Origin of the sequence: Paenibacillus sp. FSL H8-0260, from assembly GCF_045040625.1 — a bacterium.
Taxonomy (GTDB): domain Bacteria; phylum Bacillota; class Bacilli; order Paenibacillales; family Paenibacillaceae; genus Paenibacillus_AQ; species Paenibacillus_AQ odorifer.
The window spans coordinates 2,294,857-2,321,198 of sequence record NZ_CP150298.1; the positions used below are offsets into that span (position 1 = coordinate 2,294,857).

21 protein-coding genes are annotated in these 26,342 nt (G+C 40.9%); 17 read left to right on the top strand and 4 right to left on the bottom strand.

The features are described 5' to 3' along the window. Positions 1-147 precede the first annotated feature (147 nt). The 12 genes from MHI51_RS10045 (at position 148) to MHI51_RS10100 (ending at position 15,125) form a co-directional block, all read left to right on the top strand. Positions 148-1,929 (top strand): sensor histidine kinase, encoded by a 1,782-nt coding sequence (locus MHI51_RS10045; protein ID WP_405173829.1) that lies wholly within the window; start codon positions 148-150, stop codon positions 1,927-1,929. 5 nt (positions 1,930-1,934) lie between these two features. Beyond that, positions 1,935-3,131, top strand: a complete 1,197-nt coding sequence (locus MHI51_RS10050) for a helix-turn-helix domain-containing protein (protein WP_340393871.1) — start codon at positions 1,935-1,937, stop codon at positions 3,129-3,131. Between the two features lie 29 nt (positions 3,132-3,160). Continuing rightward, positions 3,161-4,438, top strand: a complete 1,278-nt coding sequence (locus tag MHI51_RS10055) for an ABC transporter substrate-binding protein (protein WP_341001941.1) — start codon at positions 3,161-3,163, stop codon at positions 4,436-4,438. A 138-nt stretch (positions 4,439-4,576) separates the two neighbouring features. Continuing rightward, positions 4,577-6,061: a glycoside hydrolase family 68 protein gene (locus MHI51_RS10060; protein WP_076276442.1), complete on the top strand. Its 1,485-nt coding sequence runs from the start codon at positions 4,577-4,579 to the stop codon at positions 6,059-6,061. Positions 6,062-6,149: 88 nt separating this feature from the next. After that, on the top strand, positions 6,150-7,706 hold the full coding sequence (locus MHI51_RS10065) for a glycoside hydrolase family 32 protein (protein WP_370511623.1): 1,557 nt from the start codon (positions 6,150-6,152) through the stop codon (positions 7,704-7,706). Between the two features lie 199 nt (positions 7,707-7,905). Beyond that, complete coding sequence (locus MHI51_RS10070; protein WP_076276405.1) at positions 7,906-9,987, top strand: prolyl oligopeptidase family serine peptidase; 2,082 nt, start codon at positions 7,906-7,908, stop codon at positions 9,985-9,987. Positions 9,988-10,053: 66 nt separating this feature from the next. After that, positions 10,054-10,632, top strand: a complete 579-nt coding sequence (locus MHI51_RS10075; protein WP_076184298.1) for a TetR/AcrR family transcriptional regulator — start codon at positions 10,054-10,056, stop codon at positions 10,630-10,632. 90 nt (positions 10,633-10,722) lie between these two features. Continuing rightward, a complete protein-coding gene (locus MHI51_RS10080; RefSeq protein WP_076276404.1) occupies positions 10,723-11,184 on the top strand; it encodes an FMN-binding protein in 462 nt (153 codons plus the stop codon). A 21-nt stretch (positions 11,185-11,205) separates the two neighbouring features. Continuing rightward, positions 11,206-11,727 (top strand): hypothetical protein, encoded by a 522-nt coding sequence (locus MHI51_RS10085; RefSeq protein ID WP_076276403.1) that lies wholly within the window; start codon positions 11,206-11,208, stop codon positions 11,725-11,727. Positions 11,728-11,870: 143 nt separating this feature from the next. Then, complete coding sequence (locus tag MHI51_RS10090; protein WP_076107537.1) at positions 11,871-12,515, top strand: hypothetical protein; 645 nt, start codon at positions 11,871-11,873, stop codon at positions 12,513-12,515. Between the two features lie 495 nt (positions 12,516-13,010). Then, positions 13,011-13,709, top strand: a complete 699-nt coding sequence (locus MHI51_RS10095; protein WP_076219168.1) for a hypothetical protein — start codon at positions 13,011-13,013, stop codon at positions 13,707-13,709. A gap of 177 nt (positions 13,710-13,886) precedes the next feature. Continuing rightward, positions 13,887-15,125 (top strand): RICIN domain-containing protein, encoded by a 1,239-nt coding sequence (locus MHI51_RS10100; RefSeq protein ID WP_036679228.1) that lies wholly within the window; start codon positions 13,887-13,889, stop codon positions 15,123-15,125. Between the two features lie 17 nt (positions 15,126-15,142). Here MHI51_RS10100 and MHI51_RS10105 read toward each other — a convergent pair whose 3' ends face one another. Next, positions 15,143-16,096, bottom strand: a complete 954-nt coding sequence (locus MHI51_RS10105; protein ID WP_076219167.1) for a glycosyltransferase family 8 protein — start codon at positions 16,094-16,096, stop codon at positions 15,143-15,145. A gap of 165 nt (positions 16,097-16,261) precedes the next feature. Then, the gene (gene coaA / locus MHI51_RS10110) at positions 16,262-17,197 is read right to left on the bottom strand and encodes a type I pantothenate kinase (protein WP_076124954.1); all 936 of its coding nucleotides are present in this window, start codon (positions 17,195-17,197) and stop codon (positions 16,262-16,264) included. 180 nt (positions 17,198-17,377) lie between these two features. Here coaA and MHI51_RS10115 point away from each other — a divergent pair, with 180 nt between their 5' ends. Both MHI51_RS10115 and MHI51_RS10120 read left to right on the top strand, forming a co-directional pair. Further along, a complete protein-coding gene (locus MHI51_RS10115; protein WP_076219166.1) occupies positions 17,378-18,469 on the top strand; it encodes an alpha/beta hydrolase in 1,092 nt (363 codons plus the stop codon). Between the two features lie 60 nt (positions 18,470-18,529). Beyond that, on the top strand, positions 18,530-19,180 hold the full coding sequence (locus MHI51_RS10120) for a suppressor of fused domain protein (protein WP_076184305.1): 651 nt from the start codon (positions 18,530-18,532) through the stop codon (positions 19,178-19,180). A gap of 31 nt (positions 19,181-19,211) precedes the next feature. Here the strand turns inward: MHI51_RS10120 and MHI51_RS10125 are convergent, their stop codons facing one another. Then, positions 19,212-19,592, bottom strand: coding sequence for a VOC family protein (locus tag MHI51_RS10125; protein ID WP_076191215.1), 381 nt, complete (start codon positions 19,590-19,592; stop codon positions 19,212-19,214). 247 nt (positions 19,593-19,839) lie between these two features. On the opposite strand from MHI51_RS10125, the gene MHI51_RS10130 reads away from it, so the two are divergent. Then, positions 19,840-20,877 carry an NADH:flavin oxidoreductase/NADH oxidase gene (locus tag MHI51_RS10130; protein WP_341001949.1) on the top strand — a complete coding sequence of 346 codons (1,038 nt, stop codon included), beginning with the start codon at positions 19,840-19,842 and terminating at the stop codon, positions 20,875-20,877. Between the two features lie 208 nt (positions 20,878-21,085). Then, entirely contained in the window at positions 21,086-21,523 is a 438-nt protein-coding gene (locus MHI51_RS10135) for a MarR family winged helix-turn-helix transcriptional regulator (RefSeq protein ID WP_081386204.1), read from the top strand. Positions 21,524-21,623: 100 nt separating this feature from the next. Here the strand turns inward: MHI51_RS10135 and MHI51_RS10140 are convergent, their stop codons facing one another. Next, the gene (locus MHI51_RS10140) at positions 21,624-22,211 is read right to left on the bottom strand and encodes a GNAT family N-acetyltransferase (RefSeq protein ID WP_256716512.1); all 588 of its coding nucleotides are present in this window, start codon (positions 22,209-22,211) and stop codon (positions 21,624-21,626) included. A 224-nt stretch (positions 22,212-22,435) separates the two neighbouring features. Between MHI51_RS10140 and MHI51_RS10145 the strand changes: the two genes are divergently transcribed. After that, complete coding sequence (locus MHI51_RS10145) at positions 22,436-26,194, top strand: alpha-L-arabinofuranosidase C-terminal domain-containing protein (RefSeq protein WP_405173830.1); 3,759 nt, start codon at positions 22,436-22,438, stop codon at positions 26,192-26,194. The last annotated feature ends 148 nt before the right edge of the window (positions 26,195-26,342 follow it).

Here is a 26,342-nt window from a genome sequence, read left to right on the forward strand (position 1 = left end):
GATTGGCGTTTGTCATATATTGATCCGGCAAAAATACTTGTTGCTCAGCAACAAGTATTTTGATTTTGTGTTGGATATTTGTGAAAATATAAAACCTGATATTAGATTTTTTGCTGAAAACCGAAATTTTTACAGAGGAGTATTTATTTGAAAAGCATTCATAAGCGCTTATTATTCTTGCTGCTTGTGTTTATAATTCTACCGTATTTTTTATCCGTGTTGTTGATCTATCGGCAGACGAAAGAGAATGTGGAACGACATGAACTTGAGAACAGCCAAGAGCAAATTCAGCAGGCGTCAGCCGATCTAGAGCAATATTTTGATGAAATCATTAATCTTCCATATATTTTATACCGAAATCCAGACTTATTCAGGGTGTTTGAAGAAGGGTTAGAAGAAGATTTTTATTACAAGCAGCTTGAAATTAATAAGGGTATGACTAACTTCTATCTCATGAGGAGTGAAATTCGTCAGATCCGTTTATTCATAAACGAAGGGAAAAGCTCATTTACAGTTTATAATGCCATGTTAAGTTCCCGTAAAAGGAATCCGGGTTTATTACAGCAAGCTTCCATTCAGAAGCTGATGAGCTCTAATAGCAATGATCTTATTGAAGCTCCGCATCCGATTGAGAACTATAACGACACCTCCATTATGCCTCCTTCGGATAAAACGATGGTCTTGACGGTTCATCACAAAATTGTGGATGTCCTAACACAGGAATTTCTGGGCGTCATCACTATAGATATTGATTTGGACAAGATTGCTCATATCGCTAATCATTTTCTACAGAAAAATAAAGAGAGCGTATGGCTTTCCGATGCGGAAAATCATGTCATTTACGCAAGTGATGAAACATGGATAGGCAAAACCTTTCCCGATGAACTGCAAAGGAAAATAAGTCCAGCACAGGCAGCTGCTAAATCTCCAGAAGGAGATATTGTGTTTACTAGAACATTGCAGGAACCTATAAAAGAGTGGCATTTTGCTAAGGTAACCCCGAGCTCTTTTTTATTTGAAGATGTAAGGAAAACCGCCTATACAAACATCATTGTAGGTGTGGTTGTAGGTGGACTGGGCTTGATTATGATAACAATCATTTCATATGGATTTACACGGCCGATAAAACTGCTTAGTCAAAAAGTCCAGCGTATCGAGGGGAGGAATATGAATGCCCCATTCGACGATATGCGGGAGGACGAAATCGGTATTCTAGAAAGACATATCAAGGAGATGATGAATCGGATCAACCGTCACATTGACCGGGAGTATAAGCTTGAGATTGAGAACAGGAAAAATCAGCATAGGGCGCTAAAGTCGCAGATCAATCCGCACTTTTTATTTAATTCTTTACAATCCATTGCTGCTGTTGCCCTACTCTCTGAATCTCCAAAAGTATATCAACTGATTACCTCTTTATCCAAAATGATGCGGTACTCGATTCGTGTGGATCAGAAGGCGACGGTTCAAAGTGAAGTGGATTATGTTCAGGCTTATTTGAATCTTCAAGCGGAACGTTTTCAGACTGATTTTAGCTATTCCATTGATGTACCTAAAGATATTCTTGATCTTCCGGTTCCTAGTATGATCTTGCAGCCGCTCGTTGAGAACTTTTTTAAGCACTGTTATGACGAGGGCTATGAACAAGCTTACATCCATATTTATGGTGAAATACAAGGTGAATATTTGAATCTAGTCGTAGAAAATAACGGAAACAGCGTGACGGATGATGAACTTGAGGCATTAAAAAATAATCTCTACACACCGGTTAACGAAGGCAATCCTTCTTTTGCACATATCGGGTTAAAAAACATTCATGATCGCTTGGTTCTTCATTTCGATCAGACAGCGGGAATCAAACTAGATTCGATGCAGGGACAAGGGTTCACTGTACGGCTAGTAATTCCACTCTACCTAAAGGAGAAGTAACGTTTATGAAAGCTCTTATTGTAGATGATGAGTCTAATGTTAGAAAAATCATCCGTTTTTTGGGACGGTGGGAACAATACGGGATTACCGAAGTGCTGGAAGCCAGAAATGGTCTCGAGGCTAAGGCGTTGATTGAGCAGAAATCTCCAGAAATCATAATGACAGATGTCAAAATGCCCAAAAATAGCGGGATGGAGTTAATCGAGTGGTTGGCTGCTAAAGACTATCCGGGAAAAGTGATTATGATTTCAGGGTTTGACGATTATTGTTTCATGCGTAAAGCGTTTAAGCTGGGATGCTTTGATTATTTGATGAAGCCAATTGAAGAGAAAATGCTGAATGAAACTTTAGAAGGGGCGTTGAGAGCCTGGGAACAAGAAGAGGGAGAACGTCGCAATATGGAGTCCGGATTTTATGAAGAGGTAAAAATGTTTCGCTTAAACAGGGAGATTACTGCTGCTTGTAACGGTGAAGCTTTTGATGCAGGCGAAATTGCCTCGGCTCTCCCACAGGCAGAAGTATACGACTTCACCATGATGTATTTTTACCAATCTCATTATTCGGAGCCATACATTCAGCTTTTGACCGAAGAACTGGCTACACGGGAGTGGGGAAATGCATTTACGCTTCAAAATGATCCTAATGTCTGTGTGATTCTGTCCCTTCATGGACAGTTTTTCCCGATAGAGGAATGGATTACCCAGCATTTTGATATACCTGTTCGTTTGGTTAGTGGCCCCTCCATCCAATCGCTCGCAGAGATATCGTTATCTTTTCAATCTGTACAAAGGTCTATGGCTGAACAAAATTTTAGAGCAATCCATCGTTTGGCGGATTTAGATGATGTTAGGCGTATGAATGATATTGTCGCATTTGTTGATGAGCATTATATGGAAGAGCTAAGTTTGGACAAATTATCCACCCGTTTTTTTCTGAGCCGAGAACATATCTCGCGGAGATTTAAGCAAGAAGTAGGGATGACTCTTACTAATTACGTCATTCATTTACGAATAAATCAAGCGAAACAGTGGTTACTAGAATCGGATGAAAAGATGTACTCGATTGCCTTAAAGCTAGGGTATCAAGATGAGATTTATTTCTCTAAGCTGTTCAAAAAAAACGTCGGTATGACGCCTGCTGAATATCGTAATTCACAGGGAGCAAGAGAAATAGACGCGGAAGTCAGGATAGCCAATACATAAGTTCATTGTTGAATGCATCTGGGGGAATTATGAAAATAAAAAGGGTTCAAATGATTATCGTGGGGTTGATTACGCTAACGCTTTCTTCATGTGGTGCGCATACACGTCCACTGAAGGAAGCGGATTTGAAGGTAGCGGATAAGACAGTCACTTTGGAGGTACTGAATCCTAAAGTGGAAATTTCTATAGAATTCGAGCAGATGGTTAAGGAATATGAAAAGGAAAACCCGAATATTAACGTGGAAATTCTAACCTTTGGCGGAGGAGCTAACTACCTTGATGAGCTAAAGGCGAGGTTTGCGGCCAATGTTGGTCCGGATATTTTTCCAAATGGCGGTTATGAAGAAGCGAAGGCATGGAGTAGATATCTTGAGGATTTATCGGATCAACCTTGGGTGGAACAGGCTTATGACGAGGCGCTAGAACCGATGAAGATGGACGGGAAAATATACGGGATGCCGATCAATTTTGAAGGCTACGGTTTTATTTATAATAAGGACTTATTCGCAAAGGCTGGGATTACTCCTCTCCCAACAACGTTTACGGAATTAAAAGTGGCGGCGAAAAAGCTGAAGGCTATAGGTGTGACTCCTTTTTCTGTTGGGTATTCCGATCATTGGTTTTTTGTACTCCTGTTGAATATTGCTATTGCACAACAGGAGGACCCGGATGCTTTTATTCAAGGGTTAAACAACGGAACACAATCTTTTCGAGAGAATAAGGAAGTGAAAGATGTCATTCGGATGCTGGATTTGACCGTACAATATGGTAACGAAAATTTTTTGACAACAGATTATAATTCGGAAGTTGAGTTATTTGCAACAGGGAGAACGGCGATTCTAAAACAAGGGAATTGGGTTCAGTCTAAAATTGATCAAATATCGCCGAATATGAATATCGGTTTTTTACCCATGCCTATTAATGATAGTGCCGAAAACAATGCGTTGCCAGTAGGGGTATCTAATAATTGGGCTGTGAATAAAGAATCTTCGCCAGAAAAGAAGAAGGAAGCCAAAAAGTTTTTGAACTGGATGGTTTCCTCGGAAACAGGGAAAAAGTTCATGAAGGATCGCTTTCATTTTATTTCAGCTTTTAAAAATATAGAGACGGACCGTTCGGGAGCGCTTGTAAAAGATCTTATGCGATACGTCGATGAACAGAAAACTTTATCTTGGAATTGGTTCAAATTCCCTCCCAGAGCAAGAGAGGAGTTTGGCTATCTTATGCAAGCTTATGTAGGAGAGCAAATTAATCGGGATCAATTGCTTCAAGAGCTTCAAAAATCGTGGGATACCCATGTGAAGTAATAAAACCAAATCAATATAACCCTGTAAATGCATCAATTTACGACATACTCATAACGTCTACTCTTCATTAGAATTTAAAAGGGGAACAGCACAAAGGAAGATCGAAACCCAAATTTAAAGTATAAGAGGAGTTAGATGATGAATTTCAAGAAAATGATTAAACAAACAACAATCCTAACCTTTACAGCTGCTTTAATGTTAGGTGGAGCTACTCAAACCTTTGCGAAAGGAAATAACAAGCCGAACAAGCCGGAGTACAATGACTATGGTTTCTCTCATATCACTCGCGCTGACATGTTGAAATTACCCAAACAACAAAATAGTAAACAATTCCAAGTCCCAAAATTTGATGCTTCAACGATTGAGAACATTCCTGCAGCCATTAAGTTCGATGAGAATGGAAACAAAATTGAAATGGATGTTTGGGATACTTGGCCGCTGCAAAATCCAGATGGAACTGTAGCCAGTTATAAGGGGTATCAAATTGTTTTTGGTCTGGCGGGCGACCCTAATAATGGATCAGACACATTTATTTATTTGTTCTATAAGAAAGAAGGAGACAACTCTATCAGCAGCTGGAAGAATGCCGGCAGAGTGTTTAAGGATAGTGACAAACTTGTTTCTGATGATTATGTTTTAAACAATCAAGCCGAAGAATGGTCCGGTTCAGCAACCATGACATCTGATGGCAAAGTTCGCTTGTTTTACACTAATCGTCATCCTTGGGATCCAGATCGCGGATTTTACGGGAAACAAACTTTAACTACAGCTCAAATTAATGTCTCTGCCCCGGATGGGGATACCCTTAAGATTGATGGCGTAGAAGATATGAAATCCATCTATGACGGTAATCAAGGTGAAATTTATCAAAGTGTTGATATCACCGGTTTTAGCAAAGGCGATTACGACGATAATCATACCTTAAGAGATCCTCACTATGTGGAGGATAAAGGCCACAAGTATCTTGTATTTGAAGCAAATACAGGGACAACTACGGGTTACCAGGGTGAAGACTCTCTTTTTAACAAAGCTTACTATGGTAATAGCAATGCCTTCTTCCAAGCGGAGAAAAAGAAATTACTTAGCAGTGCTGACAAAACATCTGCGGAAACCGCGAATGGTGCGCTCGGTATCATTGAATTAAATAATGATTATACATTCAAAAAAGAAATGAAGCCGCTACTTGCCTCCAACACCGTGACAGATGAAATTGAACGTGCGAACATATTTAAATTGAATGGCAAGTGGTATCTGTTCACAAGCTCAAGAGGTTCTAAAATGTTCATTGATGGCATTGATGATGAAGACATCTATATGCTCGGGTACGTATCTAATTCTTTAACCGGACCGTATAAACCATTAAATGGTACAGGACTTGTCCTCCATCAAGATCTTAATCCTTATGATATTACCTGGACTTATGCTCACTTTGCGATTCCGCAAGCGAAAGGTAATAATGTAGTCATCACAAGTTACATGACGAATAGAGGTTACTTTGGGGATCATCATTCCACTTTTGCCCCAAGCTTTGTGCTGAATATTAAAGGCTCCAAGACTTCAGTTGTACCGAACAGCATTTTGGAACAAGGGCAATTGACGCTTAAAGGTAACAAACCGTATTAATCATTTACAAAGTAAATGCCAATGTAGTTGGCGTTTACTTTTCTTTTTATAAGCTGAGATTAGCAATGTAAAAAAAGCGAGGTATATTTTGAATAAGAAAAAAATGATAGGAATCACTATATTAATCCTTTGTTTAATTTGTATTGTGACGATAGTATTAGTAACTTATGACGCTGGAGAGAAGAAGAAGCCGGGGACCGACGTTCCTGATCATAAACCTACCACTCGGGCTAGCTATCATTTCACTGTACCTGAGCATTGGAAAAACGATCCGCAAAAACCCATTTATTTTGATGGTAAATATCATTACTATTATCTCTATAATGCTGATTACCCGGATGGAAATGGTACAGAATGGAGACATGCCACATCAACGGATTTGGTGAGCTGGGCAGATGAAGGCGTTGCGATTCCAAAATATACAACACCCAATGGTGATCCCTGGTCAGGATCTGTTGTTGTTGACGAGAGCAATACAGCAGGTTTTGGCGAAGGGGCTATTGTGGCGATTTTAACACAGCCCTCTGCAGAGGCGGGGAAGCAAGAACAATATTTATGGTTCAGTACGGATCGTGGGCTGACGTTTAAATCTTATAGTGATGATCCTATTTTGCCAAATCCGGGCACAGAAGATTTCAGAGACCCGAAGGTAATATGGGATCAACATTCTCATAAATGGGTGATGACGCTAGCCGAAGGTACGAAAGTGGGCTTTTACGAGTCTGACAATTTAAAAGATTGGCACTACACAAGCGGCTTCGAAACAGAAAATATCGGAATTGTAGAGTGTCCTGACTTCTATATGATGCGGGCGAATGATGGCACTTATAAATGGGTTCTTGGGGTCAGTGCAAATGGTAAGTCGATAGGTAAACCTAACACGTATGCCTACTGGACTGGAGATTTTAATGAGAATGAATTTATCGCGGATCATCATGAACCACAGTGGCTAGATTATGGATTTGATTGGTATGGTGCTGTGACTTTTGAAGAGGGAAAGGACAAGGATCAATACAATCATCGATATGCTTTGGCCTGGATGAATAATTGGGATTACCCTCATGTTACCCCCAATCTTAACGAAGGTTTTAACGGAATGGATTCAATCGTACGTCAAATAAATTTAACACGAGATGAAGAGCAGTCGTATCAGTTAGTATCACAGCCCATCGAAGCATTAGATCAAATGGTAACTTCAACGGATTCCTTGCAACAAATAAAAGTGAACGGCTCGTCAACACTTGATATCACAGGCGAAAATTACCAGCTCGATGCAGATCTATCTTGGTCAGAGATTACCAATGTAGGCTTAAGACTTCGTGAATCCGCAGATAAGACGCGCCACGTGGACGTAGGAGTGTTTGTTGAAGGACAATATTCTTATGTTAACCGAGCCTTCACTGGACAACCTGATGAGAGTGACAGATATCTTGAAAGCAAGGCCCCCTTTGATGTGAACAAGAAAAAAGTGCATCTGAAGATCCTTGTGGATAGAACAAGTATTGAAGTTTTTATAGATGATGGTGAAATTGTATTATCTAATGAAATCTTCCCGGAAATAAATGATCAAGGCATTACCTTGTTTTCTGAAGGTGGCACCGCGATTTTTAATAATGTTGTAATTAAGCATTTTGGCAAAGATTAGACAGAATTTTTCTAATTCTTGCGCAATAAGAGGGCACTCCAACCTATGGATGTCCTCTTTTTTTATTATAAATTCGTATTATTAAACCTAATTCACGAAGGAATACATAATTGTTAAACGCTATCTTGAATTCTAGAATGATGTTATTGGCATTACGTTACTTTTCTTGGTTTCAAAATCATTCTGGGAGGTTGTCCTAATGAAGCGAAGGCCTATTTATGTTGTTCTTATTCTGTTTATTGTATTAGGTTCATGGTTGCTGCTGAATCACCGGGAAAATAACAGCGCCTCGGAGAAGCAAGTGCAGGAAGTGCTGCCTACGAGTATTGTTGATACTAACACAACAATGGCTAACGTTACTGTAAATAACAGAGAAACTCCGGTGCAGTACTTGGATCCCGCATATAAAGTTACAGTGAAACACGATATTTTGTATGCAAGTAAGAAAAACGAGACGGATGCTGAAGAACCGCTGAAGCTCGATTTGTACCAGCCCATTGGAGACGATACCAATCAGAGGCCAGTATTTATTTTTATTCATGGCGGAGGTTATACCGGAGGGGATAAGTCTGATGCAGCAGATTTTTCCGAAGGCCTGGCGAAACGGGGGTATGCTGTTCTCACTATTGATTATAGGCTAAAAAAAGATCCGTTTTTCAATTTTACTCGCACACTTAATGATGCTAATGAGGATATAAATGATGTGATCAAATGGATTAATCAGCATGCGGAGACTTATGGATTGAACAAGGAAAGTATAGTTATTGGCGGAGATTCAGCAGGAGGTCATCTGGCCATGAACTTTGTGAATCTATCCTTAGCAAAAGATCCCTCCCTGGTTAAGTCTGTATTTTCTATTATAGATATTTATGGTGGTGAACTGACAAGAAGTGCTGACAACAAGCTGCCGCCTGTCCTAATTATTCATGGAACGATAGATAAAATGGTGCCGTACCAGCATAGTGTTGACCTAGCCGCTCAATTGAAAGAGAAAGGTATTTACCATAATCTGCTCACGATGGAGGGAGTCGGACATGATTATAAAAATGAAAAATACATCGATGAAATTATGGAGACGACAGCACATTTTCTGTGGAATGTCATGAACAGTTCGGACCTTGCGAGTCTTCCGGAAAATTCGGGGATCACGGTTGCTTCTGGTTCTGCTTTTGATATTAAGCTGCCTGAAGCTTATCGCAGCGCATCGAAGGAGCCGCTTAATATCGATTTGCCAGAGGGATGGCTGCTTAATGGAGAAGAAGAAGGTTCGCTGCGGATACAGGTTCCGGAAAGCTTGGTGCGCGGAAACGATTCGCTGTTCGTCTCTCGGGGTGCAGATCCTACAGCGGCATCAAGCTTCACTATGAATATCAACGTAATCGACCCGCTGGCAGTGTATTACGAGACCTTTTATGAGGAGTCTGCCAAAGAGATAAAAACCCATATGGATGTTACTAATCAATCTACAAGCAATTTCAGCGGTTCAGTGGAAGCTGATTATGAGACGGGACGATCTACCCGAGGTACTTATGCTTCGACTGTGGAAAATCTGGAGCCGGGTAAGAGCGTTCGTCTTGAGATTCCTGAGCTGGCAAGAGGCCAGCGGTCGCTTAAAGTTTTTAATGATATAGGTACCTTATTGCAATCGACAGTTGATTCTTCTAACGTGCTTCTGTTGCCGAAACTCAGTCCGCCTGTCCAAATCGATGGCAACTTGTCGGACTGGGGGAATCAAGCTCCCTTTGATGTGAAGGATGTCAAAATCATGGGCTGGCAAGGAGAGCAGGATCTCAGCGTCAAGGGTTCCTTAGCATGGGATGCCGACAATCTTTACCTTGGGGTAGAAGTTATCGATGATTATCACGCACAGTCAGCATCAGGAGATGCCATCTGGAGTGGGGATAGCATCCAGATTGGAATTGGCATTGCTAACGGGGATGGAACGGTGCCTTCTGAGTACCATGAACTCGGTGTGGCTCGCGGAGATACGGGCGAATTACTCAAATGGTGCTGGTTGGCACCAAAGGGGTTTAATTTGGGTGATGCTATAGAATTACAGTATGCCGTGGAACGTAAAGATTCAAAAACCAGTTACGAACTAGCCATTCCCTGGCGTGAACTAAAATCCGACGATGTACAGGTGAAGCCAGGAATGAAGCTGAAATTTTCGTTATTGGTCAATGACAATGATGGTGAGGGGCGTAAGGGCTGGGTGGAATATAACAGCGGCATTGGTTCGGCTAAGGATGTTGATGCTTTTGGTGATCTATTTGTGCATTGACATATTCTGCTGTTAACACTATGATATGAATGAAAAAATAATTATTCATTCACGGAGAGACGAAAAGTGGAAGACAAAAAAACAAAGATATACCAATGTGCGAAAGAGCTATTTAGCAATAAAGGCTTTAAAGACACGAATGTTTCTGGCATTACCACAATGGCTGGAATAGCTGTAGGAAGTTTTTACAACTATTATCCCTCTAAGGAAAAGCTTTTTATGGATATTTTTTTAGAGGAAAACGAAAAGCTCAAAAAAAGCTGTATGCAATCGCTGGATATGAGCCAAAGCCCATTAGCACTAATACGGCAGATGATGGTGCTTAATTTGGAAGGTATGATAGCCAACCCCATTCTTAAGGAATGGTATAACAAAAGTGTTTTCGCAAAAATCGAACAGTTGTACCGGGAAGAAACCAACATTCAGGTAAACGACTTCTTGTATGATAGCTTCCATGAAATCATTAAGCAGTGGCAAGCCGATGGTAAAATGCGCAGCGATATGGATAGTAAAATGATTATGATGATCTTCGGCGCAATGATTAATGTGGAAACCCACAAGGAAGAAATCGGGCTGGAGTATTTTCCACAACTTTTGGACAATATGCTGGAACTAATTATGAAGGGTTTGACAGACTGCCCCTAATACACTTATGGTGCAGTTTTTTTTTTAGTGAAATGAATGAATTATTAAATATTCATTCAAATTTTAAAGCAAAAGGAAGGAGGCAAGCAGGTGAGTAAGAGAAGAGGAAAAAAGCGAAAATTCAATAAATGGATTATTGTTCTCAGCATTCTATGCGGGATTACAGTCATAGGTTGGATAGGTGGTATTCTCTTATCTGCTCCGGGAAGGCATGAAGTTCAGCAGCTTACTATCAACGCCATAGATATACAGAAACTGCGGGAGGGCAGCTATGTGGGGGAATACATTGGCATCAAAGATCATTCCAGAGATACCAAGATGAAGGCCACAATATCTGCTGGACGGCTGTCAGATATCAAAATACTCAAAGGTGCCTTGGACAAAACAGGGAACCCTGCTGAACTGAAGGGTGGGCTAAGCATTGGTGATTTGTTTGGTCATGTGATTGAATCGCAGTCTCTTCAGGTGGACGTTATCAGCGGGGCAACGCTTACCTCTAAAACACATCTTAAGGCACTCGAAAATGCCCTACTGCAGGCGGAGACGAAATAATTCATTTTAAGGAGAATTTATATGAACATTGCAGTCATTTCGTATTCATTCACAGGTAATAATGAAGCATTAGCAAGGAGTGTGGCGAAAGTGTTGTCGGCTGAATATATACGAATCTCGGAAGCTAAACCCCGAACACTCGGTAGGATTACCTTTGATATGATTTTTGACAGGATACCGTTGGTTCAACCGAAGCCTGAGCAATTAGGAAAATATGATATTATCCTATTTTTTGGACCGGTTTGGATGGGGAAAGTGGCCACACCGCTCCGTGCCTATCTAGAGTACTTGAAGAAAAATCCGCAAAAGTATGGTTACCTTTCAATCAATGGTGGAGCTGACGGTCCAAATCCGAAGGTGCCAGGGGAGCTTAGAAAAAGAACTGGAGCAGACCCTGTTGTATTCATCGAGCAGCATATCGCAGATCTGATATCAGCAGATCACAAGCCTGCACGTAAAGATACCTCAGCTTATAAGTTAAATGAGGGCGATATTAATCAATTAACTGGAAAAATAGTGAAGAAAGTAAGGGATATGATCTAGCTTTTAAGCTCCAGCGAGACGAACAGAGAAACGGCAAAGCTGCCGTTTTTTTGTTTTCTCTGCAATCTGGTAGAAATTGTTCTATTATAAAGTGTTCCTTCAATTCGCTAGATGGTATGATAGGTATGGGAGGGAATTATAAAATGAACAATGAGACGACTAATGAAAATGAAATAACAAATGAGAATGAGGAAGTAAATGATAATACAGAAATGTCTGAAGAGGATATGGCGCAGCTGCTAAAGGCTGTTCACCATAACGGCCTTGTAGCGTTGAGAGTACACTTTAAAGATGTTGAAGGACAAGTATTGAACATGGAAGCCTACGGCCCTGTTTTTGTTTTTCACGTGAAAACTGAATTAGATCAGGTGTATTCTTGCGGATTTTTTCTGCGCGAGTTAATTGCAAGATTCCAGTCGGGTAAGGATCCGGCAGCATGGATGGCCTCATTCTTCGTTGAGCTGATGAAAATTGAGGGAGGCAAAACACTTCCAAAACCACCAGCAAGTGAAGAAGAAGCAAAAGGGATCATTGATAATGTGTTAGTTCCGCTTTGTATTGAGGAAATTACCCAAGAATTTGCTCCAGAAAAAGTGCATGTCGGGCTAGCTTGGAACGAGAAATTGGGACCAGTCTTCGAGGCTGGATTTCCAGCGATCACCGATGGGAATAACGTATGCGCATTCCCGCTTCATCTGTTGCTGACTCATTTGCAATTGAACCGGGATCCATCCGAACTGCTTGTTCAAGGCATGTATAACATCCGCAAAGAACATGGATTGGAGTAAAACAGGCTCTGAGCCCTGACCATCCATAACCCAAAGAAACGGCAGAAATGCCGTTTCTTTTTCTTTTGACATTCAAAGAGTAGATCCTTGCTTGATGAATTCATTCATATCTACTTTGAGCTGATAGCTTTAAGCTGATAACCTGCTGCTTGAAGGTTTCGTTCACATCATCTACGGACTGTATAGCGCTTTAGCTCCATTTACCGAACTCGCGGACCGTATAGCCCTTATTGTCTGTTTATTGCCTATAAAAGTAGGAGGATTAGCCAAATAGTTGCATCTCAGTCCGTTAACAGAAGAATTCTCTTGAAAATGAACCAATAACGTCTCCTCGGTCCGATAGGTCTTGGTGTTGCTGGATTATATAAAGAAACTGTAAATACTTTTCAGATAGTTTAGGATAGAATTTCATTTACGGAATACGTTTGCGGACCAAGCTATATGTACAGCACCACTATACTTTTTTAGAAAAATAAACGAAGGCGTGGTAACAAGATGAAATATCTAGTTTCAATACTACTAATTGCTGCAGTGATAGCATCTGGTTGTTCCAATTCCACTCCAATTCCTCATCCAACCTCTAATCAGGAAACTTCTCCTTCTCCTGATCCTTCAGATAACCGCAGAGAAGATACTGTGTTCCTCAACAAAAATATAGGTTGGAAAGCAGTCTATCCTTTTCAAGGAATGTCACGTGAAGATATGGAGCTTTATACAACTAGTGATGGGGGAGAGACTTGGAAGGAGATTGGGGATAGCTTACAAGCAGGAAGTACTCTTCCTAGCGGAGTGAAATCGGGACTTACTTTTGTTAACGAAAAAGAAGGCTGGATTACAACGAATGCGCCTTGGCAGGGAAAAGTTGGTTTATATAAAACAATGGATGGTGGAGTTACATGGAGTGAACAGACAGTCACAGTGCCGGATGAGTTAGTAAACTCGCAAATCTATGCTTATCCTCCCCTCTTTCTTACGAAGGATCAAGGAATCTTAATTACTCGGCCCGCTGAAAATGAACATACATTGTTATATATAACGATAGACGGGGGACAACATTGGAAATCATTCCTTGACGATCAAGAGGACCAGTATGCTGGTATCGCATGGACGCTCTCAGAGAGTATGGCGACGGTAAAATACGCAGAGAAAACCTGGACATTAAGCATGCAGAACTATGGAAAATGGTCCCTTTAATCGAAATGTTGGCATATTGCGTTTAGAAAAGACGTACACATCAAATGAAGCGAGGCGTTAACCTGACTCTGGCTGTTATAGCTGTTTATGGGATAACGTTTTGTTTTATCCATTATTCGAAACCGGTTTCAAATGTGCGAGCGCGCCGCGCAATGAAATCAGTAGGAGGAAAAGACGATGTTACGAAAAGGAAAAATGTTAAGTCTATTTCTGCTGTTCACCCTCTTAATTGCTTGGGTACCTACAGGGAGTTCAAGCGCGGCATCAAGCTGGAATCTGGCATGGAGCGATGAATTTGATGGGAATTCTCTGAACACTAATAATTGGTCGGCGGAAATAGGTACGGGTAGCGGGGGTTGGGGAAACAATGAGCTTCAGTATTATACCAGTCGTCCGCAGAACCTGCAGGTAACGGGTGGGAATTTAGTGATTACTGCACAAAAGGAGTCGTACGGGGGGATGAATTATACCTCTGCACGGATCAAAACACAGGGACTCAAAAGCTTCACCTACGGAAAAATCGAAGCTAGAATCAAATTGCCTTCAGGACAGGGACTCTGGCCAGCATTTTGGATGCTTGGGGCGAATATTGATTCAGTGGGTTGGCCGAAATCTGGGGAAACGGACATTATGGAGCGTGTGAACAATAATGCTTTTGTTAACGGGACGGTACATTGGGATGCCAATGGGCATGCCGAGTACGGTCAGGTGTCTGGTAACCTCGATTTCTCACAGTACCATGTGTACAGCGTGGAATGGGATGCGAATTATATAAGATGGTTTGTAGACGGCAACCCATTTAATGCTTTTTATATTGAGAACGGAACCGGAAATACGGAGGAGTTCCAGAAACCTTTCTTCATCCTGCTAAACCTTGCCGTGGGTGGAAATTGGCCGGGAAGTCCAAATGCTTCAACTGCTTTCCCAGCTCAAATGCTGGTTGATTACGTACGTGTGTATCAGGCTGCGCCTACCTCAAGCATCGTTAGTGGTGGGATTTACACTTTAGCTGACAAGGCTAGTGGCAAGGTTCTGGACGTAGTGGATGTATCCACAGCAAGCGGGGCGAAAATGCAGCAATGGACCAATTACACTGCCAATAATCAGAAATTTAAAGTGGAGAGTACAGGCGACGGTTATTACAAGCTTACGGCAGTGCATAGTGGAAAAGTGTTGGATGTGCCGAACTCATCAACCGCGAGCGGTGTACAGCTGCAGCAATGGGATGACAATGGTACCAACGCTCAGCGATGGAGCATTATTGATGTTGGAGGGGGCTATTATAAGCTTATTTCAAAAGTGAGCGGATTAGCCATGGATGTATCCGGAGCATCAACAGCCGATGGTGCAGCAGTTCAGCAGTGGACGGATAACGGGAGTGATGCTCAGAAATGGTTTTTTACAAAAGTGAACTAAAGAAATGCCGCCCCATATCAAATGGGGCTTTTTCTAATCGGTCTAATCGGTCTAATTTGTTTTAAATCGGCTAAAAGAATAGGGGTTAAGTTCAACTGAACAATTTTTATTTTCTGCTTGTTTCTTTTTCGGGTGAGGTGTGGTTTTAAAGGGCTGCTTTTCCGTTTTCTTCGTCTGATTTTGGCTCTGGTGATTCTCCAAGGGGTTAGCTTTAGGAATTGCTGATATAGGGATGAACCCGCGGAATCTTTATTCCAGCATTTATCATCTCCGGCAAAATGGATGATTTTGTTAGTGAAATCATGGTCCGGAATGTTTGTGTTGAACGAATTAAAACGGATATCAAGGGGGAGGTAATTCCCACCAAAAACTGCATTCAGAACATCCTGATCTGGCATGGTGACATCAGGAAAGGTACGTAGGAAGGTTAGCATTTCTTCGTACCAGTTGGTATTCTGGCGGATATTATGCAAAGAAAATAAAATCACTCCGGAATTAAAATAAAGATCAGGATTTAATCCCTTAGCGCTCACAATATGAGCAACCTCTCTAATTCCCTGGTCCCAAATTGCAGCCAAATACTTGTCATTCAGTTCAACCTGCCATAATTCAGTAATGTCCATATTCACTAATACATCGCAGTCCAGATAGATGATTTTGTCCACGGGTATTAGTGCAGGAAGAAGCAATCGATACATACATGCCTGCGTCCATACATTAATGGAGTTAACATTGGCTAGCACCTGAGTTAGATCATCGGGCATAGTGATTGAATAAAAGCTAAGGATATGATTATGTTTTGTAGTTAATGCGTTAAGCCTGCGCTTATTAGTTTCACTTAAAGAAACATCATGTAAAATATGAATATGAATTGGGGAACTCGTATGATGAAAAATTGACGCTAGAACGACTCCGGCATGTTCAGCATATTTCCCATCCTTATCTTGAAAAGCCAAGGCGATATCGATCATTTGATTTATCCTCTCTTCACGTTTGAGTACGAATGTACCACAGTATACGTTCGCCTTGATCAGAGGACAGAGACATTAAACCCAGAATATTCACCCAATTTGATGTGAACACCAAAAAACCAAGTGCTGAATCTCAGCAACTTGGTCGGCTAAGGACTTCAATCTTTATTTTCGCAGCTTAATTTGATCTACGTGATGATTGTTGTCCTTATGCATTATAAGATCCGCACGATTTCGGGTGGGCAGAATATTTTGCTGCAAATTAACGTAGTTTATTTCTTTCCAGATCCGCTTTGAGATTTCAATAGATTCCTCTAGAGACAGCTGTGCATATTTTTTGAAATAAGATTGTTCATCTTGGAAGGCAGTATCTCTGAGTTTAATAAACCGATCAATGTACCATGTCTCGATATCGTTCACATCGGCATCCACATAAATAGAAAAATCAAAGAAATCAGATACAAAATAGTTAGGCATATTATGATTATTTGTAATCGCAGTCTGAAGAACATTTAAGCCCTCAACAATTAGAATATCCGGATTCTCAATCGTAATATATTCATCTGGCACAATATCATAAGTTAAGTGAGAGTATACAGGGCTTTGGACCCGCGGCACCCCAGACTTCACATCCGTTAAAAAAGAAATTAAACTACGCGTGTCGTAGCTTTCAGGAAAGCCCTTTTTCGTCATTATACCGCGCTTTTCCAGCTCTGCGTTGGGATGTAGAAAACCATCAGTCGTAACTAAATCCACCTTTGGATGGGAAGGTAATTGTGAGAGGAGTTTTTGTAGGAGTCTGGCCGTAGTGCTTTTACCAACAGCGACACTTCCCGCGATACCTATGATAAATGGACCTTTTTTTAGATCATTATTCAGAAAGTGATTTATAGACTCATTAAATTTATGAGCAGATAGAAGTTGCAGATTTAGTAAATTGGACAGAGGAAGATAGACTTCGTTAACATCCTCGCTGGAGATTTTTTCATTAATACTTTGGACTTCCATAAGTTCTTCTTCTGATAATTGGATAGCGGTGAAATCGCTTAGTTTTTTCCAATCCTCACGTAAATAAAGTGTATATGCTGAATTATTCACCATTAAATTTTCCACATCCCTGAAGTTTTTAGAGATTTCTTATGCACTTAGGTATTATAACCGTTCATACAGCTTCATTCCATTCATTGTAATCGACATTATTATGGACATTAAGGAGATTGCATTTCAGTAAATGGGAAAATCAATTAAAATATAGAATATTAGGAAAAATGGGGTGGGGCAATGGGAGTTTTTCGAAAGGTTGAATTATTGAAGGATTACACACGCACGGAAACGTTCCAAGAAGAGTCAGAGGGAAGGAAAATAGTTATAAGTATTTATTATCCGGATACAGAGGGTGTATTAAATAAAAACGCATCTGCAATGAAATATATGGAGCTTTTCGGGCCCTGTCAACAACAGGCGAGAGAGCTTCTAAAAGATATTGGCATGAACATGGAAATCATAAATACATTATCTACCTCAATCAGCGATCGGACCTTTCAAAGCAAATCCAAACGCTCCTATCCAGTCATCATCTACTCACCTGCATTAGGTTTAGATAGAGATATGTATATTTATAATATAGAAGCGCTGGCCAAGCAAGGTTTCATCGTGGTAACGGTCAGTGCTGCGTACGAAGCTATGTTTACTGTTTGCCCTAGTGGAGAATTTATTAATCAATCCGAAGCTATGAGGCAAATAAAAGCTGCGGATTATACCGATTTACATAACTTAATTTCCATTCGAAAAAAAGATATCCAATACGTTCTGGATCACCTGTCCACGCTTAATTCTATGGATAAAGATGTGATGGGCTTATTTGATATGAATAAGATTGGTATTATCGGTCATTCCATCGGCGGTGCTACTGCATTAGATTTAACTATGGAAGACGATAGAATTAAAGCTGCTATTTTATTAGATGCAAGCATGCACTTATATATTGAGAATGAAGAGAAGAACAATACTGTGCCGCTTCTTGTATTAAGGCAAAAGGCCTCCACCTTAGAATCCTTAAGTAATATATTACAGGAGAAACTGGCAAATGATTTCATCAAAGGACAAGAGGCGCTTTTTCAGAATTGGAACGGATATAAATCTTTTCTGAAAATACGAAAGGCTACACATATGTCATTTAGCGATCTGCCCCTTTATGAGGAAGGAGAGAATTTAAAACAAAGAACCTGTGAAATTCATACTTGCCTAAATGAGCTTATAAGTAAGTTCCTTTTGGAGCATCTTTTAGATCAGGGGCAAGGTTATTCGGCATTAATTAGTAGGGTTCATAAAGATTTTTGCGAGATCCATGGTAGTGGAGAAGAAATTCTGTGAATTAGCAATAAACTCTCCTTTGTTTATACCGATAAACATATATAAGGGAGGGAATTATGAATGCATTCTGCTCAGTCTAATGAGAAAATATGTAATCATATTGAAAAATACATAGGTGTTATTGATAATGTTTTTAAAGAAATTATTTCAGGTGTTCTGTCGATAGATATTCTAATTCTTGATCCGACGCCTGAGCGGAACTTCTATACTTTAATTACCTCTGGAATGAGCGAATTACCGATGACGGTGCCAGAAGGTGCAGAAGAATATCAATATGCTGAGCTAATGATTTGTCTCCCTCCTACCTGGAAGCTGTCGGATGAGGCTTTTAAGGATGAACGGAATTATTGGCCGATTCGAGCCCTGAAAACAATGGCTAGGTTTCCGCATGAATATAATACATGGCTTTATATGGGGCATACGCTTGTGAACGGGAATCCCGCCCAGCCTTATAGTGAGGATACAGGATTTCAAGGGATGTTCGTTTGGGTTCCAGATGTAAAAGATAAAGCCGGTTTCTTTAATTTAGAAATGACCCATGAGAAAGTGGTGCACTTTTATACGTTAATTCCGCTCTATGGGGAGGAGTTAGATTATAAAATCAAGCATAGCGAGGAAGAGTTACTACACAAGTTAAATAAGATTGGGGTTACGGATGTTTTGGATCCTTCCCGTAAAAATAGTTGTAAGAAGTTATGGGGACTCTTTTAAACACAAGAAAAAACGGCTGAGAGCCGTTTTTTTATTTTTTGATTCCAAAAGCAATCCAGCGACCATCCACATCTTCGATCACAAATTCCTTGTTATTATAATCGGTGTTTGATAAAGAACGAACAATATGAACACCGGCGGCTTCGAACTCCTTCTCCAACTCTTGTTGCTGCTTCGTAATAAAATAGGCATCGTATCCATAACCGTACAACTCTCGATTGGGAATGACCTTTTGTCCATGGGATTGCGTAAGGATAATCTCTGTATCGTCACGATACAAACAAAGATGTGGTTCTTGTGTATCTAAATAGGGTACAGCTTTAAAACCTAAGTACTGGCTGTAGAAGGCAGCGGTTTGCTCAATATTCAACGTAGGGAAAATACTATGTGATTGTAAGAGCTTTTTGTCCACGAGTGAGGTCATCCTTTCAAAGAAAAAATAGATATCCATATATTACCTTAAGATAGAAGTTTCAACAATACACGGAGTTTCCATTTAGCAGAAGATTATTCACGGTTGACATCATCGCTATTCTATAATAATATACATGCATGAGCATGCATTTATAAATATTTTATATAAGATGAACTTAGAAACTCATGTTCACTGGAAGCATTGATCATACTATACTTAGTTTTTTATAAAGAGGAGAGATATCATGAAGGACTTATTCACCCCGTATGAATTGAAGGATTTGAAGCTGAAGAACCGCGTGGTTATGCCTCCAATGTGTCAGTATTCAGTGTCTAACAAAGACGGAATTGCTACGGATTGGCATTATAATCATTACGTAAGCCGCGCTGTTGGCGGAACTGGATTAATTATTATTGAAATGACGGACGTGGAGCCTGATGGCCGGATTACTGATTTTGATCTTGGTATTTGGTCTGATGAGCAAATTCCTGCACTGGCTAGAATCGTTGAAGCTTGTCATTCTTATGGCGCTAAAGTAGGTATTCAAATTGCACACGCCGGACGTAAAGCAGAAGATGCAGCAGTTCCTGTATCCTCCTCTAACGTTCCTTTTGATGCTGACTCCAAAACACCACGTGCCTTAACAACTGAAGAAGTGAAAGCTATGGTTGAGAAATTCCGGTTGGGCGTGAAGCGGGCGATACAAGCGGGATTTGATGTTATCGAGCTTCATGGAGCGCATGGTTACCTTATTCATCAGTTCCATTCCCCTCTAACCAATCAAAGAACAGATGAATATGGCAAGGATTTAACACGGTTTGGTACAGAAGTCATTCGCGCAGCAAAAAGTGAAATGCCGGAAGGAATGCCATTGATTATGCGCATCTCCGCTCAAGAATATGTTGAGGGCGGGTACGGTATCAAAGAAAGCTTGGAATTTAGTAAAGCTTACAAAGAAGCAGGCGCAGATATTTTCCATATCAGTGCAGGTGGTGAAGGTCCTATCGCAGCTGCCGGGAAACCAGGGACGCATGCAGCTTATCAGGTTCCTTTGGCCAGAGAAATCAAATATGGCTTGAATGTTCCGGTTATTGCGGTTGGCAGATTGGATGAGCCTGTACTTGCTAATGCCGTGATTGGGAATGAGGAAGCTGATCTTGTTGCCGTGGGCCGGGGCATGTTGAGAAATCCATACTGGACGCTGGAAGCAGGGGTCGAGCTTCAGAAAGATGCGGGTATTCCCAGACAATATTCTTTCGGGTTTCCAAGAATTAATGGGTAAAGACTAATTTAAATAGTGTGAAGTCTAAACAAAATAATTGTAAAGTGTGGAGGGGCCGGCTTCTTGGAGAAACGGTCTCTCCTCTTTTTTAAAATAAAATAAAGTATAAGTATCGAACCTATACTTTATGTATGGTTGTGGATTGTAGTACTATTATATAGAAGGAAAAAATCATGAAAAGCCATACACCCGGGAGATGAATAATAAAATGGGCGACATTCTTAACAATGAACTTATAACGAGTTGGTTGACGTTAACGCATATACAAATGAATGTGACGAATGAATTGGAAGCTAATCTACAAGCCAAACATGGCTTATCCTTAAAAGAATTTTATTTGCTGTTATTTTTGTCGGAAGCGCCGGAGAAGAAACTGAAATTGCAGAAACTCGAAGCTATGGTGGGTTTAAGCCAGAGTGCAGTTTCCCGACTGGTTAGTCGTTTTGAGGCCAAAGGCTGTGGCGCTTTAGAAAGAAAAGCGTGTGATGCTGATCGCAGAAGTATCTATACTGCCTTGACTGCCATTGGCGAAGACAAGCTCCTCCGTGCACAAGATACCTTTCAAGAGACCCTGCTTGCAGCTTTTCCAGAAAAAGATGTGAAAGAGCTTTTGGATCAAATGCTTCGCATGAAGCAACAGTCATGAATTCACAATAAAACCTCTGTTTTGGTAAATGGACCGAATCTCCATTTCCCATACAGAGGTTTTTTAGTGTGGGGCGCTATTTACATCCTACCTGTTCATTCTACTGTTGCTGGGAAAGCCGGTAATAATTATAGTCTTCATGTTCAATTGTAATCTCGTCAAGAAGCTCGAAACCACATTTTTGAATGACTCTATTAGATGGGATATTGTGTTTCAGAGCAATGGCGTTTAATACATCGGTAGAGCTATTATCAAACAAATACTTAATTAATCCCTTGGCAGCTTGAGTAGTGTAGCCTTTACCGCGATGATCCTTGGATATGGCATACATAATCTCTCTGTTAGGAACGGGCAATTCATCCTTAATTCCTGTACAACACCAACCAATAAACTCACCGGACTCTTTTAAAATAATGCCTAAACGAAGACGAAGCTCTCCGATATCTCCGCCCGCTGAGATCGCTTGAAGAAACTGCTGGTTCTCTTTTATTTCATAGTTTATTAACCAGTCCAACCGTTGTTCTTTAGGAACATTCCAATCTGGCAAGAATTCAATAATTTCAGGCTGTAGAGTAAGCGCATGAAACTCCTCTAAATCCTCCACGCTATACTCCCGCAGAAAAATATCTTTACAATCAATCGTAAATAAATCACTAGAATTGGCCTCTTCATTCACAACCTCGCTCAACTTTCACCACTCCTTTATTAACTAACAGATATTTTACCATGAAACAATTGATTGATTTGGTAATATTTGATTATAAAAAATGTTTTCTTTTATTTCACATAAATATTAATTGGTTAATATATTAATTGACTATAAAATATGTTATTATGTTTCGTATAAACGGCAATGAACTAATATTGTTAGGTTTTTAAGATTTCTACTATAAAGATAACAGGTGATCTTCTATGAAAAATGACAACGGTAACAAATTTATTAATGGTAGTCTAATTGCGCATTATAAGTTTGATAATCCAGAGGATGTAGGTCAAGATTTCTCGGGGAACGGCAATGATGGAACCGCTTCAGGTACGAAGCTGCCGGCTATTAAATCCGTAGCAGGTAGACAAGCTGTTGCGCTTGCTGGGGGAGAACATGGCACATCCTATATTTCATTACCTAACGATCTGCTTAAAGAGGTCAGTGACCATACAGGAATTACGATTTCGACCTGGATGTATGTAAGCAAAGCTTCAAGCTTATGGGAAAGAATTTTTGATTTTGGTAAAGGTGAAACAGGACCTTATCTTTTTGTAACTCGCAATTTGCGGGGCACTTGTTTTGCAGGGGAAGACTTAATTGCAGATCCAGGGAAATCCTTTGCGACTGATGAATGGGTACACGTTTCCTTTGCAGTTACAGGCACAAAAGGTGGAACACTAAGCAGTGCAGGACCTGTGATGTATGTAAATGGTGAAGTAGTTGCGGATGGCATGATCAGCCAAACCTCTAGTGGCACATATGCTAAGCTGCGCACATGGTTTGCTACTTTTGAAGATCAACTGAATTATAGCAATAATACAATCGGGAAATCCCAGTACGCGGCAGATGTTGATTTTGGCGGCTATATTTCGGACTTCCGTGTATATAAAGCAGGCTTAACTCAAGATGAAGTGATTGAAATTATGTGCGAATCTTTGACGGATGAAGATATCGTTAAGCTTGCAAAAGATAAATACTTAACCTTCCCAAGCTCGATTATTACCAAAGATATCGAATTGCCAGCTTCGCTGATGGGCGGGAAAGTTGACGTATCTTGGGTATCCAGCGATACCAAAGTCATTTCTAATGAAGGCGTTGTGAATAAAGGAGTTCAATCTGCTCAAGGCGTAACACTTACAGCACATTTGAAAAAGGGAGCTAGTACAGTAGAAAAGAGCTTCACTGTGTCTGTGCTTCCGGAAGATTTGCCACCTTACACCTTAACGATTGACGGCAATCAGGAGATTTTGGATGTTAGCCAAATTCTATATGGTTTATTCTATGAGGACATTAACAATGCAGCAGACGGTGGGATCTATGCAGAGCTAGTGCAGAATCGCTCCTTCGAATCTTTTGCTTTTGACAGCTATTCGCATGTATGTGGTGTACATGGTGCTTCCACCGGAAGAAATTATACACCTCTTCACGCATGGTCTGGGGATACAGACCAAATGACTGTCCATAATACAGGCGGATTAAACGATTTCTTCGGCATCGATGATAAAGATATGAATGCGCATTATGTGACGGTAGCGGATGGCGCGACGATTAATAATAGAGGTTTTGCCGATTCCAATCAGCACTGCTCGATGTTTATTCAGGAAGATGCCAAGTACAACTTCACGATTTGGGCGAAGGCAGAAGCAGCGGGCACAATTACCTTGCAATTGCTCGACAAAGACGGTAAAGCCATCAGCGATACTGCAGTTGTTGAAGTAAACGGTGACGGCAGCTGGAAGAAGTATGGTGTCGATTCAAAGCTTGTATTAACAGGATCTGAAACTGTGCTTGGTCAGCTGGCTTTAACCTTTAACGGTGAGATCTCCATTGATATGGTTTCCTTAATTCCTGATGACGTTTGGGGCGCTGGTGAAGAGGAACGTTCTGCTACAGCTCATGCTAACTATAAAGGAAATTCAAACTATAGATTGCGAAAAGACTTAGTGAATGCACTCGTTGATCTTCATCCTACCTTCCTGCGTTTCCCTGGGGGTTGTATTTCTGAAGGTTCTCACATTTGGGAGAACGTGTACGATTGGAAAGAGTCCGTCAACGATATCGAATTGCGCAAAGAGAACTATAACGTATGGGGCTACATGATGACCATGGGTCTTGGATATATGGAGTATTTCCAATTAGCCGAGGATTTGAACGCAACACCACTTCCGGTTATGGCCTGCGGCGTACTCTGTCAAGCTCGTTCGGATTATGCGAATCCAGCTGGCGGTGCGTTAAGAGATTATTATGTGAAGAACTTTACGGATCTGATTGATTTTGCGATTAGCATGGATTTTGACAATAATGAGTGGGCTGCATTGCGTAAAAAGATGGGCCATGAAGCAGCGTTTGATCTGCGTTATTTGGGTGTGGGGAATGAAAACTGGGGTACAGAGTTTTTCGCCAACTTCGAATATTTTAAAACAGTGATTGATGAGTATATGGTGAAGAACTATCCTGATCATGAATTGACTATTCTCTCTACCGTGGGTGCACAGGCAGATGATGATGCTTACCAGCAAGGTTGGAAATTCCTAAGCGGAAATTTACAGGGCTCGGAAAAAATCAGCTTTACGGATGGTACATCGAGCATCGAAGAGACTGTTACCTGGTACGAAAAACAAAAGAACTACATGGATACCATTGCGGATGAGCATTACTACCGTTCCAATGAATATTTGTTAGAGAATGCTGATCGTTACAACTACTATTACAGAGCCTATAAGGAAGACGGCAGCTTGGATGAGGCTGAAACTTCAAAGGTTTTTGTGGGTGAATATGCTTCCACAGATAAAAACACATTGGCAGGAGCTGTTGCTGAGGCGGCGATTATGTCCAGCTTCGAGAATAACTCTGATGTGATTAGATTGGCGGCAACGGCACCGTTGTTCAACAAGGTTCTGACAGATGGCACCTATAGATGGACACCGGATTGCATCTGGTTCGATGATGAAACCGTATGGTACACACCGAACTATTATGTTCAGCAGCTGTATGCTAAATACCTGGGAACCAAAGTGGTTGGCACCTCATTTTCGACTTATCGCAACGGGGAGAAGGTAGACCTCATTCCTCATGGAGGAATTGAAGTGGCTGCGGGGAAATCATCTGTGATCGTGAAACGGGTGAAAGTGACTTCGAATGTAGATGGCAGTGTATGGTTGGATCAAGATTTCACGCAGCCGCTGGATGAAGCTTGGAAAGTGATTCCTGGCTCTGCCGGATATACGATGGATCCTTCCAAAGGTCTGGTATTGAAAGCGCAGAATGGCGGATTGAATGGATTGTATATCCTTAATGATGCGTGGACTAATTATAAAGTAGAGGTTGTAGCTGAAAAAGCTTCTGGCGAAGATGGCTTCTATGTCGGCGCAGGTCTGACAGAAATCTCACCGGAAAATAAAGATGTTATCGAATATGCAATTGGCTATAATGGCGATGCCACAGGAGTCAAGGTGTACAAGCAAGGGATTGAGGCTTATACTCTCGGCGATTATTCCTCTAGTACCGCTGCTGGCAACCTTAGAGCCAGTTGCTATGAAGAGCTTGCGGATCATACGGAATATACCATCACCGTTAATTATGGCGGAGCAGATGGCAAACATTTGATTTGCTCTTATACAGATGGCAAGGTAACAAGCAAAGTACTGGATTATAAGCTTGAGGCTTATAACAGAGAGGTATACAATTCCGTAACTAAAGATGATAAGCATCTTTATGTGAAGCTTGTAAATGCGGATGGTGTAGAAAAAGCAACGAAGCTTGATCTAAAAGGCTTAAAAGTAGCTGCTACGGGTAAACGGATTACCTTAACCGGAGACGCCTCGCTGGTTCACACACCTAATGTGAACAGAAAAAATGATGAGAAGGTTACACCAGTTGAAACGGAAATCGTAATTGATAAAGACACGGCAATTGTGAAGCTAGCTGCCAATTCCGTGAATGTGATTGTTCTGGATCTGATTTAATAGAAAATATGCTGTTCAACACGCGCCGATCTTTTTGTTCGGCGCGTGTTGTTGTTTAACAAGCCTCTAAATCGGTTGATGATTATATAGAGAGAACTGTCCACTTGCTTGATGAATCTCAGAATCTATCTTACACTGGTGAAAGTAC

What these genes read in the sequence shown, in the direction of transcription:
- MHI51_RS10050 (WP_340393871.1), top strand. Translation starts at nt 1,935, where the DNA reads ATGAAAGCTCTTATTGTAGATGATGAGTCTAATGTTAGAAAAATCATC.
- MHI51_RS10055 (WP_341001941.1), top strand. Translation starts at nt 3,161, where the DNA reads ATGAAAATAAAAAGGGTTCAAATGATTATCGTGGGGTTGATTACGCTA.
- MHI51_RS10060 (WP_076276442.1), top strand. Translation starts at nt 4,577, where the DNA reads ATGAATTTCAAGAAAATGATTAAACAAACAACAATCCTAACCTTTACA.
- MHI51_RS10070 (WP_076276405.1), top strand. Translation starts at nt 7,906, where the DNA reads ATGAAGCGAAGGCCTATTTATGTTGTTCTTATTCTGTTTATTGTATTA.
- MHI51_RS10085 (WP_076276403.1), top strand. Translation starts at nt 11,206, where the DNA reads ATGAACATTGCAGTCATTTCGTATTCATTCACAGGTAATAATGAAGCA.
- MHI51_RS10090 (WP_076107537.1), top strand. Translation starts at nt 11,871, where the DNA reads ATGAACAATGAGACGACTAATGAAAATGAAATAACAAATGAGAATGAG.
- MHI51_RS10095 (WP_076219168.1), top strand. Translation starts at nt 13,011, where the DNA reads ATGAAATATCTAGTTTCAATACTACTAATTGCTGCAGTGATAGCATCT.
- MHI51_RS10100 (WP_036679228.1), top strand. Translation starts at nt 13,887, where the DNA reads ATGTTACGAAAAGGAAAAATGTTAAGTCTATTTCTGCTGTTCACCCTC.
- MHI51_RS10105 (WP_076219167.1), bottom strand. Translation starts at nt 16,096, where the DNA reads ATGATCGATATCGCCTTGGCTTTTCAAGATAAGGATGGGAAATATGCT.
- coaA (WP_076124954.1), bottom strand. Translation starts at nt 17,197, where the DNA reads ATGGTGAATAATTCAGCATATACACTTTATTTACGTGAGGATTGGAAA.
- MHI51_RS10115 (WP_076219166.1), top strand. Translation starts at nt 17,378, where the DNA reads ATGGGAGTTTTTCGAAAGGTTGAATTATTGAAGGATTACACACGCACG.
- MHI51_RS10120 (WP_076184305.1), top strand. Translation starts at nt 18,530, where the DNA reads ATGCATTCTGCTCAGTCTAATGAGAAAATATGTAATCATATTGAAAAA.
- MHI51_RS10130 (WP_341001949.1), top strand. Translation starts at nt 19,840, where the DNA reads ATGAAGGACTTATTCACCCCGTATGAATTGAAGGATTTGAAGCTGAAG.
- MHI51_RS10135 (WP_081386204.1), top strand. Translation starts at nt 21,086, where the DNA reads ATGGGCGACATTCTTAACAATGAACTTATAACGAGTTGGTTGACGTTA.
- MHI51_RS10145 (WP_405173830.1), top strand. Translation starts at nt 22,436, where the DNA reads ATGAAAAATGACAACGGTAACAAATTTATTAATGGTAGTCTAATTGCG.